Genomic DNA, 15,425 nt, shown 5'->3' with positions numbered 1-15,425 from the left:
CCGGGCGCTGCCGCGCTGGCAGCCCGGGTCCGCGCGGCGGGCGCGGAACCCGCCGTGGTCGGCTACGGCACCCGCGCTGCCGCTGATCAGCACCCGGATATCCCGGCCGCCGCGATCATCGAGGAGATGGTCCCCGATGCGCGTGGCACGGCCGCGAAGGTACGGTTCAACCTGCCCGGCCAGGAGGAACGCTGCGAGGACATCCGCGTGGCCATCCCGGGCGCTCACATGACGCTCAACGGGGTCGCCGCGATCACCGGCGGTGCACTGCTCGGCGCGGATCTGGAGAAGGTCATCGCCGGAGTCGCCGACTTCGACGGTGTGCGCCGCCGTTTTGAGTATCACGGTGAGGCCGGTGGCGTGCGGGTCTACGACGATTATGCGCACCACCCGACCGAGGTCACCGCAGTGCTCACCGCCGCTAAGGAGCTGGTCGGGGCGACCGACGCTGGGCGCATCATCGCGGTCTTCCAGCCCCACCTGTACAGCCGCACCATGAACTTCGCCGATGAATTCGCCCGTGCCCTCTCCCTGGCAGATGAGGTCGTTCTGCTGGATATTTTCGGCGCGCGTGAGCAGCCGGTGGAGGGAGTGGATTCCCGCATCATCGGGGAGAAGCTGATCTGCGACTGGCACTTCCAGCCGGACTTTTCCGCCGTCGCGGAGCAGGTCATCGGTATTGCGAAGCCCGGGGACGTGGTGCTCACCATCGGTGCTGGCACGGTCACCATGCTCGCCGATGAGATCCTGCGCTGCGGCCGGGAAGCACAGGGGGAGTAGGGGCCGTGGCGGAAGAAAAGACCACCCGCGATCGGCGCGGCCCCCGGAGCGCGGGAGCGGAGGCCCGGGAACGTCGCAGGCGGAGCAAGCACGCGCGGCGCCGGTGGGCGTTTGTGGCGGTGCTGGCCATCGTTGTCGCGTGGGCGGTGCTCTTCTTCTTCCCGGTGCTGACGGTCAAGAACGTCGACGTCCAGGGCGCCAAAAACGCTGATGTGCAGCAGGTCAGCGAGGCTAGTGGTGTGGGCGAGCGGAGCAACATGCTGCGCCTGGATACCGAGCAGGTCGCCCGGAACGTCGCCCCGACGCCGTGGGTCAAGAAGGTAACCGTCTCGCGCAGCTGGCCGAGCACCGTGATAATTCAAATCACCGAACACGAGGCCGTCGGCGTGCTTGACGAGGGTGGGGAGGCATCCCTGATCGATCGGGACGGCAAGGTCTTCCTCAAGGGGCCAGCCCCGGAGGGGGCGGTGCCGTTTACCAAGGTCAAGGACGGCGACACCCGAGCGCTTGCTGCCGGTGCTGCGGCGGTGAATGCGCTGCAGCCGGAGAACCGCAAGCAACTGGTGGAGGTCGCGGTGCCGAACGCTGAGGCGGTCGAGATGACCTTCGAGCTGCCCGCCCCGGAGGGGGAGGCCAAGCCGCGCAAGGTCGTGTACTTCGGGGCTGCCGAGCAGCTGACGGAGAAGGCCGAGGCGGTGCGCGTGGTTCTGCAGCGCGAGCAGCCCACGTGGAACGTGTCCAATCCCGTCATGCCGACAGCCCGGGATTAAGAGGGATTTTTCCGCCGCGTTGGGGTTGGCCCGGCGCTACTGAAGCGCGTGTGACTAGTGTGACTCATGTGCCGATATTCGCAGGTCGGAACCCTAAAGTAGAGCTTTAAAGATACGACACGCTTCCTAAATGTGCGCCAAATCCTTGGCACCACGGGTCAAGATGGAAGGCAACGAAAAGGCTCCACGAAATAGCGCGGACCTTTCCCCGAGGGTTCGCGCACAAGGAAGGCGGAAAACTTTATGACAACTCCTGGAAACCACCTCGCAGAAATCAAGGTGGTTGGTGTCGGCGGCGGCGGAGTCAACGCCGTCAACCGCATGATCGACGAGAAGCTGCAGGGCGTGGAGTTCATCGCGATCAACACCGACGCGCAGGCTCTCATGCTCACCGATGCCGACGTGAAGCTGGATATCGGCCGCGAGGAAACCCGTGGTCTTGGCGCCGGCGCCAACCCGGATGTCGGCCGCAAGTCCGCCGAGGACCACAAGGACCAGATCGAGGAGATCCTCGCTGGTGCGGACATGGTCTTCGTTACCGCAGGTGAGGGCGGTGGCACCGGCACCGGTGCTGCCCCGGTCGTCGCCAACATTGCGAAGAAGCAGAACGCCCTGACCGTCGGCGTCGTCACCCGCCCGTTCACCTTCGAGGGGCCGCGCCGCACCAAGCAGGCCCTGGCGGGTATCGAGGAGCTCCGCGACGTCTGTGACACCCTCATCGTCATCCCGAACGACTCGCTGCTGAAGCTCTCCGACGAGCAGCTGTCCATGATGGATGCTTTCCGCAAGGCAGACGAGGTGCTGCTCTCCGGTGTCGAGGGCATCACCAAGCTGATCACCACCCCCGGTGTGATCAACGTGGACTTCGCGGACGTCCGCTCCGTCATGACCGACGCCGGCTCCGCCCTGATGGGCATCGGCACCTCCCGCGGCGAGCAGCGCGCCGTCAAGGCCACCGAGGCTGCGATCAACTCCCCGCTGCTGGAGAACACCATGCAGGGTGCCAAGGGCGTGCTGCTCTCCTTCGCGGGTGGCTCCGACCTGGGCCTGATGGAGGTCTCCGAGGCCGCATCCCTGGTCCAGACCATGGCCGACGACGACGCCAACATCATCTTCGGAACCATCATCGACGACCAGCTCGGCGACGAGGTCCGCGTCACCGTCATCGCCACCGGCTTCGACGACTCCCCATCGGCATCCTCCAGCGCCCAGCGCGGCGGGGCTGCCCACGCTGCTGAGAACCGCAGCGCCAGCATCTTCGGCGACGCCGAGGCCCCGCGCGTCGAGGCGGAGCCGCTGCAGGAGGCCGCACCGGTCCAGCCAGCGACCCCGGCGCCCGAGCCGCGCCAGGAGCGCCAGAGCTCCTTCGCCGCTCGCGAGGGTCGCGCAGGCCAGAACCCCGCACGCGGCGGTGGCCTGTTCACCTCTGAGGAGCCGGCTCGCCCGCGCCACGAGCGCACCGACGGCCCGGACGAGGGCGACGACCTCGACCTCCCGTCCTTCCTCTAAAAGCGATGGCTACGGCACGCCCGACCGAACGTCCCGTCCGGATGGTGTTCACCACCCGCGACGGCGGCGTCTCCGAGGCCCCCTACGGCAGCTTTAACCTGGGAGATCACGTCGGGGACGACCCAGCGGCGGTCACCGCCAACCGCGGACGTCTCGCCGAGATCCTGGGGCTCGACGCGGAACGCTTCATGTTCATGGAGCAGCTGCACACCCCGACGGTCACAGAAGTCACCGCGGACATGCTGGGGGCGGGCCCCGTGCCGGCCTCCGACGCCCTCGTCACGACGCTGCGGGATGTCCCGCTGGTCGTCCTGACTGCTGACTGCGTCCCCCTCCTGCTCGCAGATCAGGACGCCCGCGTCATTGCGGCGGTCCACGCCGGGCGGATCGGGGCCCGCAACGGCATCGTTCGCCGGGCTGTGGAGCGCATGGTGGAGCTTGGCGCCAATCCCGCCGCGATCCACGCGGTGATGGGGGCCGCGGCCAGCGGCGAAAACTACGAGGTTCCGGCCGACATGGCGGCGGACGTGGAGTCCCGCCTGCCTGGGTCGAAAACCCGCACGAAGCAGGGAACCACTGGCCTCGACATCCGGGCGGGCATCGCCCGCCAGCTCGAAGGCCTCGGAGTGGGCGCGGTGGACATCGACCCACGTTGCACCATCGCCTCCGAGAACCTGTTCAGCTACCGCCGCGAGGGAACCACCGGGCGCCAAGCTGGCGTAATCTGGATGCCATCATGACAAGCCCAGATGGAGACAAGGCCCGCGCCCAGCGGGCAGAGCAGCTGGCGGAGAACCTCCGAGCCGTGCGGCAACGCATCGCCGTGGCCGGGGGAGCAGACCTCCTGCCGATCACGAAGTTTCACCCGGTGGAGGACATCGAGCTCCTGCGCGCCGGCGGTATCCACGCGGTCGGGGAAAACCGCGAACAGGAAGCCAAGCGTAAGACCGCTGACCTGGCGGGAAGCGTCGAGATACACATGGTGGGTCAGATCCAGACCAACAAGGCTAACTCCGTGGCCCGCTGGGCCGCCGCCGTCCACACCGCGGACTCGGAGCGACTCATTAACGCCCTCGAACGCGGCGCCGGTCTGGCGCTGGAGCGCGGCGACCGCGCGGAGAAGCTGCCGGTACTGGTGCAGTTCAGCGCAGACGGCGACCCCCAGCGCGGCGGTGCCCCGGAAGATCAGATCGACCAGCTCGCGGACCTGGTTGCGGGATCAGAACACCTCGAGCTGCGCGGCCTCATGACCGTTCCGCCCTTGGGCAGTGAGCCGGCCGAGGTCTTCGCCCGCGGTCGCGCGCTGCTGGACGGCATCAGCGACCGCGTTCTGGGAGCGCCAGTGTACTCCGCGGGCATGAGCCACGACCTGGAGATCGCTATCGGCGAGGGCTCCACGTTGGTGCGTGTCGGTACGGACATCATGGGCCCGCGACCAGTACGTTAACGAACAACGAATACCCCAATAAACAGTGATTGCAGTAAGCGAAAGGAAACCCAAGCATGGCTGAGGGCTTTGGCGATAAGTTCAAGGAGTTCTTCGGGCTCGGGGGCGTAGAAAGCTACGAGGACCCTTACTACCGGGATAACTTCGAAGAGCGCCCCGAGCGCACCGAGCGCCACGAGCGCGAGGATCGTTCGGCCGGACGCTACGACTCCGATCACTACGGCTCCTACCGCTCCAGCGAGCGACGCTCCGAGGCTGGCTCCTCCCATGGCTACGGCTCTGACCGGGAGCCCGCGGCCCCGGCCCGTTCCCGCTACGGCGCCGCCGAGCGCGAGACCGTCCCAGCACAGAAAAACCCGATGGTTATCCGCCTGGCGCTGAACGAGTACAACCAGGCGCGCGAGATCTCCGAGGCGCTGAAGACCGGCGACGTCGTCGTCTTCAACCTGGGCGGAATGGAGAAGTCCGCCGCAACCCGCGTGCTGGACTTTGCCGCAGGCCTGAGCCTGGGCCTGGATGCCGAGCTGAAGAAGCTGGGTGGGGTGCGTAACTTCGTGCTGATCCCGCACGGCATCGAGCTCGAGCAGTCCCAGCTGGATCAGCTGACGGAGGGCTGATCCCGAGTGGTCAACCTCATCGGAGCACTCATCCTGCTCGTCCGCCTTTTCACGCTGCTCCTCATCGTGCGGATCATCGTGGAGATGGTGCAGTCCTTCTCCCAGAATTGGCGCCCGCAGCGCTGGTTCATCATGCTTGCCGAGCCGATCTTCCAGATCACCGATCCGCCGGTTAAGGGGCTGCGTAAGCTCATCCCGCCGCTGAACATGGGCGGGGTTGCCCTCGACGTTTCCGTCTTGGTGCTGTTCTTTGGTCTGCAGATTCTGCAGATAATTCTGCACTCCCTCCTCTAACGGGGAGTTCTAGGAGCCCAGTCAGGGCGAAGGTTTTTCAGAACTGGTGAAGAAAACCAGCTCTTGATGGGAACAAAGCCTTTTCGCGCTGGTATGGTGGACTACAGTCTTTCTGAAGAATAAAACCATCCTGCAGACAGGCATTGCCGAAAATAACCGAGAGCGAAGGGAAGTATTGATGGCGCTCACACCAGCTGACGTTCACAATGTTGCGTTCAGTAAGCCCCCGATTGGTAAGCGTGGCTACAACGAGGACGAGGTCGATCAGTTCCTCGACCTCGTTGAGGACACCCTCGCCGAGCTCCAGGACGAGAACGCTGAACTTCGCAGCCAGGTGGGCGACGGCGGTCAGCCGGCCGCTGCCGCAGCGGACACCAAGGTCGACGAGGAGGCACTGCGCAAGCAGATCCGCTCCGAGGTTGAGGCCGAGGTCCGCGAGGAGGCTCGCCGCGAGGCGCAGAACACCCAGTCCAAGGGTGCTGCCGAGGTTTCTGGCCTGCAGTCCAAGCTGAAGGAGGCGGAGCAGCGCGCCGAGGCCGCTGAGCGCCGCGCCCAGGAGGCCGAGGAGAAGGCCAAGAAGGCTCAGCAGGATGCCGAGGCCGCGAAGTCCCAGGCCGGCAAGGCTGCCCCGCAGGCTTCCGGTGTCGCCGGTGGTGCAGCTGCCAAGGGCGCTGCCACCGAGGACACCCACATGCAGGCCGCCCGCGTGCTGTCCCTGGCTCAGGAGATGGCCGACCGCCTCACCAACGACGCGAAGACCGAGTCCAACGCCATGCTGGATGAGGCCCGCGCCGAGGCGAAGAAGACCCTGGATAACGCGGACTCCACCGCGAAGAACCAGCTGGCGGACTCCCAGAAGCGCTCCGAGGAGCAGCTCTCCGACGCGAAGACCCGCTCCGAGAAGATGCTGGCCGACGCGAAGCAGAAGTCCGAGACCCTGGTCTCCGACGCGAAGCAGAAGTCCGAGACCCTGGTCTCCGACGCCAACGCTCAGGCAGAGGCCACCGTGCGCCAGGCGCAGGAGAAGGCCAACGCCCTGCAGCAGGACGCCGAGCGCAAGCACACCGAGATCATGACCACGGTCAAGAAGCAGCAGACCGCTCTCGAGGCCCGCATCGAGGAGCTGCGCACCTACGAGCGCGAGTACCGCACCCGCCTGAAGACCTTCCTCGAGTCCCAGCTTGAGGACCTCAATAGCCGCGGCACCGCAGCGCCGAAGGCCGTCGAGGGCGAAGGCGAGCGCAACTAGCGATCATGCTCGTGGCCTCAGTGGGCCTCGCGGTCCTCGGATTCGCAGCGCTCCTGGTGGCGCTCTACCTAGGCTCAGTCACCTGGGCCTGGATCTGCGTGATCATCGCAGCCATCGGAGTCCTGCTCTCCATCGCGGAGGCCATCCAGCACCGTAAGAGCAAAAAATAACTACATAGCTTTACCCCTAGGGTTGGCAGCCACACCGAGCCAACCCAACGCTAGGACCCGGCCATCACCGGCGAGCGCCTCGGAAGAACAGCCCCCACCAGGGAAGCCCAGTAGAACCGAGCGGAGTCGCGTCCCGTACAATAACGCAAGATAAGAGGAAGCCTTTCCAACGGGCGGGTGGCGCCCACGGCAGGCTTCAAGCAGGGTGGTACCGCGAATCCTCGTCCCTGTGCTTCAAAGAAATTTCACTTTAAGCACCAGAGACGAGGATTTTCTTATGGCTACACCAGCTGGCGGCGTCTACCCCCGCGTCGACATGAGCTGCGGGGGCAGCAACTTCCCGGCCATGGAAGAAGAGGTACTGAAGTACTGGAAGAAGGACAATACCTTCCAGGCCAGCCTCGACAACCGCAAGGAGAACGAGGAGTACGTCTTCAACGACGGCCCGCCGTTCGCTAATGGCCTGCCGCACTACGGCCACCTGCTCACCGGCTACGTCAAGGACATCGTCCCGCGCTACCGCACCATGGCCGGCTACCACGTCCCGCGCGTCTTCGGCTGGGACTGCCACGGTCTGCCCGCCGAGCTGGAGGCGGAGAAGCAGCTGGGCATCAAGGACAAGGGCGAGATCGAGTCCATGGGGCTGGACCGCTTCAACGAGTACTGCGCCAAGTCCGTCATGCACTACGCCGATGAGTGGGAGAACTACGTCACCCGTCAGGCTCGCTGGGTGGACTTCGAAAACGGCTACAAGACCATGGACCAGGACTACATGGAGTCCGTCATGTGGGCCTTCAAGGAGCTCTACGACAAGGGCCTGATCTACCAGGGCTTCCGCGTGCTGCCGTACTCCTGGGCCGAGCACACACCGCTGTCCAACCAGGAGACCCGCCTTGACGACTCCTACCGCGACCGCCAGGACCCGACCGTCACCGTGACCATGCCGTTTACCGGCGCACGTGAGGGCTACCCGGCCACCAAGACCTGGGAAGCTCACCCCGAGCTGCACGACGCCGCGGCCATCGCCTGGACGACGACCCCGTGGACGCTGCCGTCCAACCTCGCCCTGGCCGTCGGCCCGGAGATCGAGTACTCCCTGGTGAAGGTCGGCGAGGACGGTGTGGAGGGCTTCGCCGGCGCCAAGCTGCTGCTAGCTAGTGCGCTGCTGGGCGCCTACGCCAAGGAGCTGGGCAAGGAGCCAGAGGTGCTGGCGACCTTCACCGGTGCTGAGCTCGAGGGCCTGGAGTACACCCCGGTCTTCGATCACTTCGCTGATCAGGAAAACGCCTTCATGGTGCTCGTCGCGGACTACGTCTCCACCGAGGACGGCACCGGTGTCGTCCACCAGGCCCCGGCTTTCGGTGAGGACGATATGGAGGTCTGTAAGGGCTACGGCATCGACCTGGTCATCCCGGTGGACGCCGACGGCAAGTTCACCTCCCTGGTGCCCGAGTACCAGGGAAAGCTCGTCTTCGACGCCAACCGCGACATCATCCGCGATCTGAAGGCCAAGCAGCGCGTCGTGCGCGACCAGACGATCGTCCACTCCTACCCGCACTCCTGGCGCTCCGGCGAGCCGCTGATCTACATGGCCCTGCCCGGCTGGTTCGTGAACGTGCTCGAGATCCGCGACCGCATGGTGGAGCTCAACCAGGAGATCGAGTGGATCCCGGAACACATCCGCGACGGCCAGTTCGGCAAGTGGCTGGAGGGCGCCCGCGACTGGAACATCTCCCGCACCCGTTACTGGGGCTCCCCGGTCCCAGCCTGGGTCTCTGATGACCCGCAGTACCCGCGCGTGGACGTCTACGGCTCCCTCGCTGAGCTGGAGGCCGACTTCGGTGTCCGTCCGAAGTCCCTGCACCGCCCAGACATCGACGAGCTGGTCCGCCCGAACCCGGACGACCCGACGGGCAAGTCCATGATGCGCCGCGTCCCGGACGTCCTAGACTGCTGGTTCGAGTCCGGCTCCATGCCTTTCGCCCAGTACCACTATCCGTTCGAGAACGTGGCGGCCTTCGAGGAGGAGCAGCCGGCGGACTTCATCGTCGAGTACTCCGGCCAGTCCCGCGGCTGGTTCTACGTCCAGCACGTGCTCTCCACCGCGCTGTTCGACCGCCCGGCGTTCAAGAAGGTCGTCGCCCATGGCATCGTCCTGGGCTCCGACGGGCTGAAGATGTCCAAGTCCAAGGGCAACTATCCGGACGTTAACGAGGTCTTCGACCGCGACGGCTCCGACGCGATGCGCTGGTTCCTGATGTCCAGCCCGATCCTGCGTGGCGGCAACCTAATCGTCACCGAGCAGGGCATCCGCGAGGGCGTGCGCCAGGCGCTGCTGCCGATCTGGAATGCGTACAGCTTCCTGCAGCTCTACGCCTCCGAGGAAGCACGCTGGTCCGTGGACTCCGATAACGTGCTGGACCGCTACATCCTCGCCAAGACCCACGACCTGGTGGCCAACGTGGACAAGGCCCTGGCCGATACCCGCATCGCGGACGCCTGCGACGAGGTACGCCAGTACGCCGATATCCTTACCAACTGGTACGTGCGCCGCTCCCGCGACCGCTTCTGGGCCGGCCAGGAGGCCCACCCGGAGGCCTTCGACACCCTGTACACGGTGCTCGAGGTGGCCACCCGCGTGACCGCGCCGCTGCTGCCGTACATCTCCGAGGTCATCTGGCGCGGGCTGACCGGCGAGCGTTCCGTCCACCTGGCTGACTACCCCAAGGCCGAGGACTTCCCGGCCGACGCGGAGCTCGTCGACGCGATGGACGCCACCCGTGCGGTCTGCTCCTCGGCCAGCTCGGTGCGCAAGTCCAATAAGCTGCGCAACCGTCTGCCGCTGCCGAAGCTCACGGTCGCGCTGCCGGAGTCTGCACGGCTCGCGGACTTCGCCGCCACCATCCGCGACGAGGTTAACGTCAAGGACGTGGAGTTGACGGATGATGTCGACTCCGCAGGTAGCTTCGAGGTCGTCGTCAACGCGAAGGTCGCCGGCCCGACACTCGGCCGCGACGTCCAGCGCGCGATCAAGAACGTCAAGGCCGGTAACTACGTCCGCGAAGGCGAGAACGTCGTCGTCGACGGCGACATCGTCCTGACCCCGGAGCTGTACACCGAGCGCCTGGTCGCGGAGAACCCGGACTCCACCGCGCGCGTCGCGGGCCCGGGTGGGGTCGACGGCCTGGTGGTCCTCGACACGACCGTTACCCCGGAGCTGGAGGCCGAAGGCTGGGCGGCGGACGTCATCCGCGGCCTGCAGGACGCCCGCAAGAACGAGGGCTTCGAGGTCTCCGATCGTATCCGCCTGCGCCTGTCGGTGCCGGCGGAGAAGAAGGACTGGGCAGACCAGCACATCGGCCACATCGCCGAAGAGGTCCTCGCGGTGGAGCACGAGGTGCTCACCGGCGAGAAGCTGGGCCACGAGATCGTGGACGGCGTGACCGCCGAGGTGGCAAAGGTGGCTCGCTAAACCGCCATGCGCTGGGTGGCCCACATCGACATGGACGCGTTCTATGCGTCCGTGGAGCAGCTCACCCGGCCGACCCTGCGCGACCGGCCCGTCCTCGTGGGCGGGATGTTCGGGCGCGGGGTCGTGGCCGGGGCGAGCTACGAGGCGCGCGTGTACGGCGCGCGCTCGGCCATGCCGATGCACCAGGCGATCCGGCTGTGCCGCAACCGGGCGATCGTGGTCCAGCCCCGGTCGGTGCTGTATAAAACCATTTCCCGGCGGATCTTCCAGGTCATCGCCGAGCGCGCGGGCGTGGTCGAGCAGCTCTCGGTGGACGAGGGCTTCGCCGAGCCCCAGGGATTAGCAGATGCCGCGGCCGCCCGGCGGTGGGCCGAGGACCTCCAGCGCGCGGTGGAGGAGGCCACGGAGCTTCCCTGCTCCATCGGCATGGCGAGCACCAAGCTGGACGCGAAGATGGCCAGTGACCTCGCCAAGCCCCACGGGATCTTCGTGGTGGAGGACCGGATGGCCACCTTCGGCCCACGCCCCGTGGGCGACCTGTGGGGGATTGGCCGGGTCGCCCAGGCCAAGCTCGCCGACGTTGGCGTTTACACGATCCAGCAGTTCGTGGACATGGACCCCACCGACGTGAAGTCGCTGCTCGGCAAGGTCGGCCTGGAGGTTCAGGTCATGGCCGGCGGCGACGACCCCCGGCCCGTGGCCCCACGCGCGGAGGCGAAGCAGATCAGCGCCGAACAGACCCTGCCGGTGGACGCGCGGACCTACCGGGACGTGCTGAACATCATGGAGCTCTCCGCCCGGCAGGCCTACCGGCGGCTGCGCAAGGACGGCCGAGCGGCGCGCACCATCACCGTGAAGATCCGCACCAGCGACTTCGCGCTGCACACCCGGTCGACCACGCTGCCCGCACCCACCGATGACTTCGAGCAGTTGCTGCGCGCCGCCCGCGCGGTGCTGCCCCGGCCGGAGGATTCCGGCGCAGTGCGGTTGGTGGGCGTGGGATTCTCCGGGCTCAGCCACGACCGGCAGGAGATGCTCTTCCCGGAGCTCAGCCACCCCGCGGTGCCGCACCAGAGCGTCACCCAGAGCGCCACGACCGTGGCCGGCCCGGGTGCGATCCCCGCGGGGGCCGAGGCTGCTGGCGAGTCACATCCCGGGGGAGCAGCGGAGCGGAAAGAAAGCCGCTGGCAACAGACCCAGGACGTCTGGCACCCGGATTATGGCCACGGCTGGGTGCAGGGAAGTGGGGTGGGCGTGGTGACCGTGCGCTTCGAGACCCGCGAAACCGGCCCGGGGCGCATCGCGACCTTCGACACCGACGACCCGCAGCTCCAGCCCGCGGACCCGCTGGACAGCTTGGCCTGGGACGAGGCCACGGAGGACGACGGCGAGCAGCTGGAGCTTGGTGGGGAAGAGCCGACTGACTCCACCGGGGAGTGAGATCCGGCGCACACCACTGTCCGCGGAGGCGGGCTTTGGGCGCCCGGGCGAGTAGGATCAGGGCTTTGACACCCCCGCGTCGAAGGAGAATGTTGACCGTGAAGATCTGGAAGTCCGTGGCCGTGGCAACCGCTGCCGTCGCCGGCCTCACGCTGACCGCCTGCGGTTCGGAGGATGCGGATAACGCCGCCACCACCGAGCAGACCACCGCCAGCAGCGCACCGTCCTCCACCGCTCCGGAGGAGAAGCTGCCGACCCCGCAGGAACTGCAAGAGGTCCTCCTCAAGGCCGTCGACCCGCGCGTTCCAGCCGAGGAGAAGGTCAACTCCGTCGTCGACGGCGACCAGGCACCGGAGATCTTCGAGGCACTCACCCGCAGCCAGAGCGAGGCCCAGGCCAAGCTCGAGGTCGTGGACCCGGTGCTGCCGGGCGTGCTGCCGGACATGGCCGAGGCCACCATCAAGCTGCAGGCTCCGGAGCGGGACCCGCAGGTCATCAGCGGTGTGGAGTTCGTCCACGAGGATGGCAAGTGGAAGCTGGATACCCGCTGGGCCTGCACCCTCGTCGAGACGGTCCTGCCGGAGCAGGTCCCGCCGATGTGTAAGGAGCTCTAAAGGGGACTCAAAGCCCCCGGGGCTTGCGCGCTAGGGCGCAAGCCGCCTACTTCCATTCGCTGCGCGACGTGATGGTCTGCAACACGCGCAGCGGGGCGTCGTCCTTGCCGTAGGTGACGGTCGTTTCCACGCTGACCTTGCCCTCAGCGGGCAGCGGGCGAGACAGATCAACGGTGATCCGCCCCTCGGAGGTTGAATCCGCCTCCAGCACCTTCAGGTCCGTATCCGCCAGGCTCGCGACCGCCGGTCGGCGCTTGGCCGCGACGTCGAGGATGACCTTGTCGCCGTCCCGCTCCACGAGCGTGTACGTCAGCTCCTGGCGCAGCGAGACCCCCTCGTCCACGCGCCCGCTGACCGTCCACTTCGCGCCCGGGCCCACTTCCTCCTCGGGGAAAACGATCGGCAGGTCCGTCATCTGCGTCAGCGCCTGCTCCACGCTGGCCCGGGCCCCGTCCGTGGCGCCCTCGGGAGCGCCGAAGGAGCGGGACTTCACCCGGCCGCTGGGCTCCATCGTCTGGTGCATCTCGAAACCCTCGGCGGAAGCCATGTCCTCGTTCAGCTCCGCGTTCGTCCCATCCGGGCGCCCCACCACGACGGTCGTGGCGATCTCCTCTCCCTTGGCGCTCGCCGTGGCGTTCAGCGGCAGGTCCATCGTGACATCGCCGTAGGGGACGTCCTCGCCCTCACCGTGGACGGTTTTCTGCTCCAACCCCTGGGTCGCCGAGTAGGTGAGCCCCTGGGAGGCCTCCTCCTCGCCGATGCGGTAGGCGAGGGTCGCGCGGGGGCTGTTGCCGGGCTCAAGTAGCTGCACCCGCACGCCCTCGACCGGCGCCTCGACGGCCTCTGGGCTCGACGAATCAGCAGAGCACGCGGCCGTGCCGAGGAGTCCGAGGGAGCACATCAGCGCGGCGATCGCGCGCCGGCCGGTGCGGTGGGAACGGGTGCGTGAGGGAGTAAACACGGTCATAACCGTAGCAGTTTGCAGCTCAAGCTAGACTTGCTGGAGTGAAGCAGCAGAGTAACCGAGGAACCGTGACCGCCGTGGCCCTGGCGACCCTGGCGGTCGTGGTGATCATCGACCAGCTGAGCAAATGGCTGGCCGTGGCCACCCTGCCGCCGCGCGAAGCCGTGCCGGTGCTGGGGGATTGGTTCCGTTTCTTGTTGGTCCGCAACCCGGGGGCGGCATTTTCGATGGGTACGGACGCCACCAGCGTGCTGGCATTCGTCCAGCTCATCGCGGTGGGTGTGGCGGTATTCCTCGCCTTCCGAGCCCGCACCGGGCTGAGTGCCCTGACCATCGGGCTGATCGGGGGAGGGGCGGCCGGCAACCTGATCGACCGCATTTTCCGGGAGCCGGGCGGCATGCACGGCCACGTCGTGGACTTCTTCAGCTTCTGGAACTTCGCGATCTTCAACGTGGCGGATATCGCCATCACCGTCGGGGTAGTCCTCTACCTCGCCATCGTTTTCATCGTCGAGCCCCGAGCAGAAAGGAAGGCGCAGGAATGACCGAACGTGAGCAGCGGATGATGCCCGTGCCGGACGGCCTGGCGGGGATGCGTGTCGACGCAGGTCTGTCTAAGCTGCTGGGCTTGTCCCGGACGGTGGTGGCCGACCTCGCGGTCGCGGGGGACATCACCTCCGAGGGCAAGGCGTTGAGCAAGTCCGACCGGCTTGTTGCCGGCCAGTGGCTGGACGTCACCCTTCCCGCCCCGGAACGCGACCTGGCCGCCGAGCCACCCCAGCTCGTCGAGGGCATGGACATTCTCTATTCCGACGACGACGTCATCGCCGTGAATAAGCCCGTCGGTGTCGCCGCACACCCGACCTTGGGCTGGGAGGGCCCCACCGTGACTGCGGGCCTGGCAGCCGCCGGTTTCCGTATCTCTACCTCCGGGCCCCCGGAGCGCAAGGGCATTGTCCAGCGGCTCGATGTGGGCACCTCCGGGGTGATGATCGTCGCCGCCAGCGAGCGGGCCTATACCCACTTGAAGCGCGCCTTCCGCAACCGCGAGGTGGAGAAGATCTACCACGCGCTGGTGCAGGGCCACCCCGATCCGACCTCCGGGACCATCGATGCCCCGATCGGGCGCCACCCCTCGGCGGGTTGGCGCTTCGCCGTGCGCGACGATGGCAAGCACGCGGTGACGCACTACGACACCCTGGAGGCCCACCGCCAGGCCAGCCTGCTGCGGGTGAACCTGGAGACCGGCCGGACCCACCAGATCCGCGTGCACTTCTCCTCCCTGCACCACCCGCTGTGCGGCGACCCGATGTATGGCTCCGACCCGGAGCTGGCCGAGAAGCTGGGGCTGATCCGCCAGTGGCTGCACGCAGTCTCCCTACGCTTCGAACACCCCACGGGCCGGATGATGCAGATCGATAGCCCGTACCCAGCGGACCTCCAGCAGGCCCTGGATAGGCTGCGGGAGGCCAATGATGGAATCTAGGTCTCCGCAGGTGGTCAAGCCCAACCGCGCCCGCCAGCGGGAGCTGGACTGGGAGGATACCCGCCGACCCGCGTGGGTGGCGTGGCTCGGCGGGATCTGCGCCGTTGCCCTGCTCGTGGGGATCATGGTCATGGCCCAGTCGGACCGCACCAGCAAGCCGATGCACATCAACGGCGACCAGCTGGGGCCGTTCTACATGTCCGACCAGGCGTACGAGGGGCACTCCCGCCAGCTCCTTGACGAGGCCGAGGGGAGCGAGCCCCGTTGGGCGCTGGTCTCGCCCACCACAGCGATGGCTCCAAAGGACTTCGCCAAGGTCTTCGACATCCCGCACGCGGACCGGGTGCGTGTGTCCACGCTGCTGATCGGCCCCATGGTGCAGCGCCCGATCCCGGAACCGGCCGCCGGGTTGCGCCGCGAGGACGTCTTCACCATCGCCACCGAAGGACTGGAGGGGGAGGACGTCGCGATCAACGGCGCCCTTGTCCACGCCGCCCCCGCCGAGCTCAAGGCGATCGCGGAGAACCCCAAAGTCATGGCCGTTGAGCCGGCCCCGGTGGACGCAGCCTATGGTCGTATAGGTATCCGCGCCGTGACGCACGAGGAGGAATAG

Annotated in this window: 16 protein-coding genes; 15 read left to right on the top strand and 1 reads right to left on the bottom strand. The window is 67.0% G+C overall.

Features of this window, described 5'->3' with window-relative positions; translation table 11 throughout:
• The 12 genes from Q1V78_RS00415 to Q1V78_RS00360 form a co-directional block, all read left to right on the top strand.
• The coding region (locus Q1V78_RS00415) for a cyanophycin synthetase (protein WP_300610377.1) at nucleotides 1-780 on the top strand (780 nt) is incomplete at its 5' end.
• A 5-nt stretch (nucleotides 781-785) separates the two neighbouring features.
• Nucleotides 786-1,550, top strand: a complete 765-nt coding sequence (locus Q1V78_RS00410; protein ID WP_300610375.1) for an FtsQ-type POTRA domain-containing protein — start codon at nucleotides 786-788, stop codon at nucleotides 1,548-1,550.
• A 243-nt stretch (nucleotides 1,551-1,793) separates the two neighbouring features.
• Nucleotides 1,794-3,059, top strand: coding sequence for a cell division protein FtsZ (ftsZ, locus tag Q1V78_RS00405; RefSeq protein WP_300610373.1), 1,266 nt, complete (start codon nucleotides 1,794-1,796; stop codon nucleotides 3,057-3,059).
• A gap of 5 nt (nucleotides 3,060-3,064) precedes the next feature.
• Nucleotides 3,065-3,799 (top strand): peptidoglycan editing factor PgeF, encoded by a 735-nt coding sequence (pgeF, locus tag Q1V78_RS00400; protein ID WP_300610371.1) that lies wholly within the window; start codon nucleotides 3,065-3,067, stop codon nucleotides 3,797-3,799.
• Nucleotides 3,796-4,506, top strand: coding sequence for an alanine racemase (locus tag Q1V78_RS00395; RefSeq protein ID WP_300610369.1), 711 nt, complete (start codon nucleotides 3,796-3,798; stop codon nucleotides 4,504-4,506). Before pgeF ends, Q1V78_RS00395 begins: the two co-directional genes overlap by 4 nt.
• 56 nt (nucleotides 4,507-4,562) lie before the next feature.
• Nucleotides 4,563-5,123: a cell division protein SepF gene (locus Q1V78_RS00390; protein WP_300610367.1), complete on the top strand. Its 561-nt coding sequence runs from the start codon at nucleotides 4,563-4,565 to the stop codon at nucleotides 5,121-5,123.
• A 6-nt stretch (nucleotides 5,124-5,129) separates the two neighbouring features.
• A complete protein-coding gene (locus Q1V78_RS00385; protein WP_300610365.1) occupies nucleotides 5,130-5,417 on the top strand; it encodes a YggT family protein in 288 nt (95 codons plus the stop codon).
• A gap of 178 nt (nucleotides 5,418-5,595) precedes the next feature.
• Nucleotides 5,596-6,666 carry a DivIVA domain-containing protein gene (locus Q1V78_RS00380; protein ID WP_300610363.1) on the top strand — a complete coding sequence of 357 codons (1,071 nt, stop codon included), beginning with the start codon at nucleotides 5,596-5,598 and terminating at the stop codon, nucleotides 6,664-6,666.
• Between the two features lie 5 nt (nucleotides 6,667-6,671).
• Nucleotides 6,672-6,836, top strand: coding sequence for a hypothetical protein (locus Q1V78_RS00375; RefSeq protein ID WP_300610361.1), 165 nt, complete (start codon nucleotides 6,672-6,674; stop codon nucleotides 6,834-6,836).
• 277 nt (nucleotides 6,837-7,113) lie between these two features.
• Nucleotides 7,114-10,308, top strand: coding sequence for an isoleucine--tRNA ligase (gene ileS, locus Q1V78_RS00370; protein WP_300610359.1), 3,195 nt, complete (start codon nucleotides 7,114-7,116; stop codon nucleotides 10,306-10,308).
• A 6-nt stretch (nucleotides 10,309-10,314) separates the two neighbouring features.
• Nucleotides 10,315-11,748, top strand: coding sequence for a DNA polymerase IV (locus Q1V78_RS00365; protein ID WP_300610357.1), 1,434 nt, complete (start codon nucleotides 10,315-10,317; stop codon nucleotides 11,746-11,748).
• Between the two features lie 98 nt (nucleotides 11,749-11,846).
• Nucleotides 11,847-12,362, top strand: coding sequence for a hypothetical protein (locus tag Q1V78_RS00360; RefSeq protein ID WP_148813037.1), 516 nt, complete (start codon nucleotides 11,847-11,849; stop codon nucleotides 12,360-12,362).
• Nucleotides 12,363-12,408: 46 nt separating this feature from the next.
• Here the strand turns inward: Q1V78_RS00360 and Q1V78_RS00355 are convergent, their stop codons facing one another.
• Entirely contained in the window at nucleotides 12,409-13,329 is a 921-nt protein-coding gene (locus tag Q1V78_RS00355) for a DUF6263 family protein (protein ID WP_300610352.1), read from the bottom strand.
• A 38-nt stretch (nucleotides 13,330-13,367) separates the two neighbouring features.
• On the opposite strand from Q1V78_RS00355, the gene lspA reads away from it, so the two are divergent.
• Genes lspA through Q1V78_RS00340 form a run of 3 tightly spaced genes read left to right on the top strand, consistent with a single transcriptional unit; the run spans nucleotide 13,368 to nucleotide 15,425 of the window.
• Nucleotides 13,368-13,871, top strand: coding sequence for a signal peptidase II (gene lspA / locus Q1V78_RS00350; RefSeq protein WP_300610350.1), 504 nt, complete (start codon nucleotides 13,368-13,370; stop codon nucleotides 13,869-13,871).
• Nucleotides 13,868-14,812: an RluA family pseudouridine synthase gene (locus Q1V78_RS00345; protein ID WP_300610348.1), complete on the top strand. Its 945-nt coding sequence runs from the start codon at nucleotides 13,868-13,870 to the stop codon at nucleotides 14,810-14,812. The genes lspA and Q1V78_RS00345 overlap by 4 nt, the downstream gene beginning before the upstream one ends.
• Nucleotides 14,799-15,425 (top strand): hypothetical protein, encoded by a 627-nt coding sequence (locus tag Q1V78_RS00340; RefSeq protein WP_300610346.1) that lies wholly within the window; start codon nucleotides 14,799-14,801, stop codon nucleotides 15,423-15,425. The genes Q1V78_RS00345 and Q1V78_RS00340 overlap by 14 nt, the downstream gene beginning before the upstream one ends.

The sequence above is a fragment of the Corynebacterium sp. genome, from assembly GCF_030152825.1.
Taxonomy (GTDB): Bacteria; Actinomycetota; Actinomycetes; order Mycobacteriales; family Mycobacteriaceae; genus Corynebacterium.
Note: the sequence above shows the minus strand (reverse complement) of the source record. Positions and strands in the feature narration are given on the sequence as shown.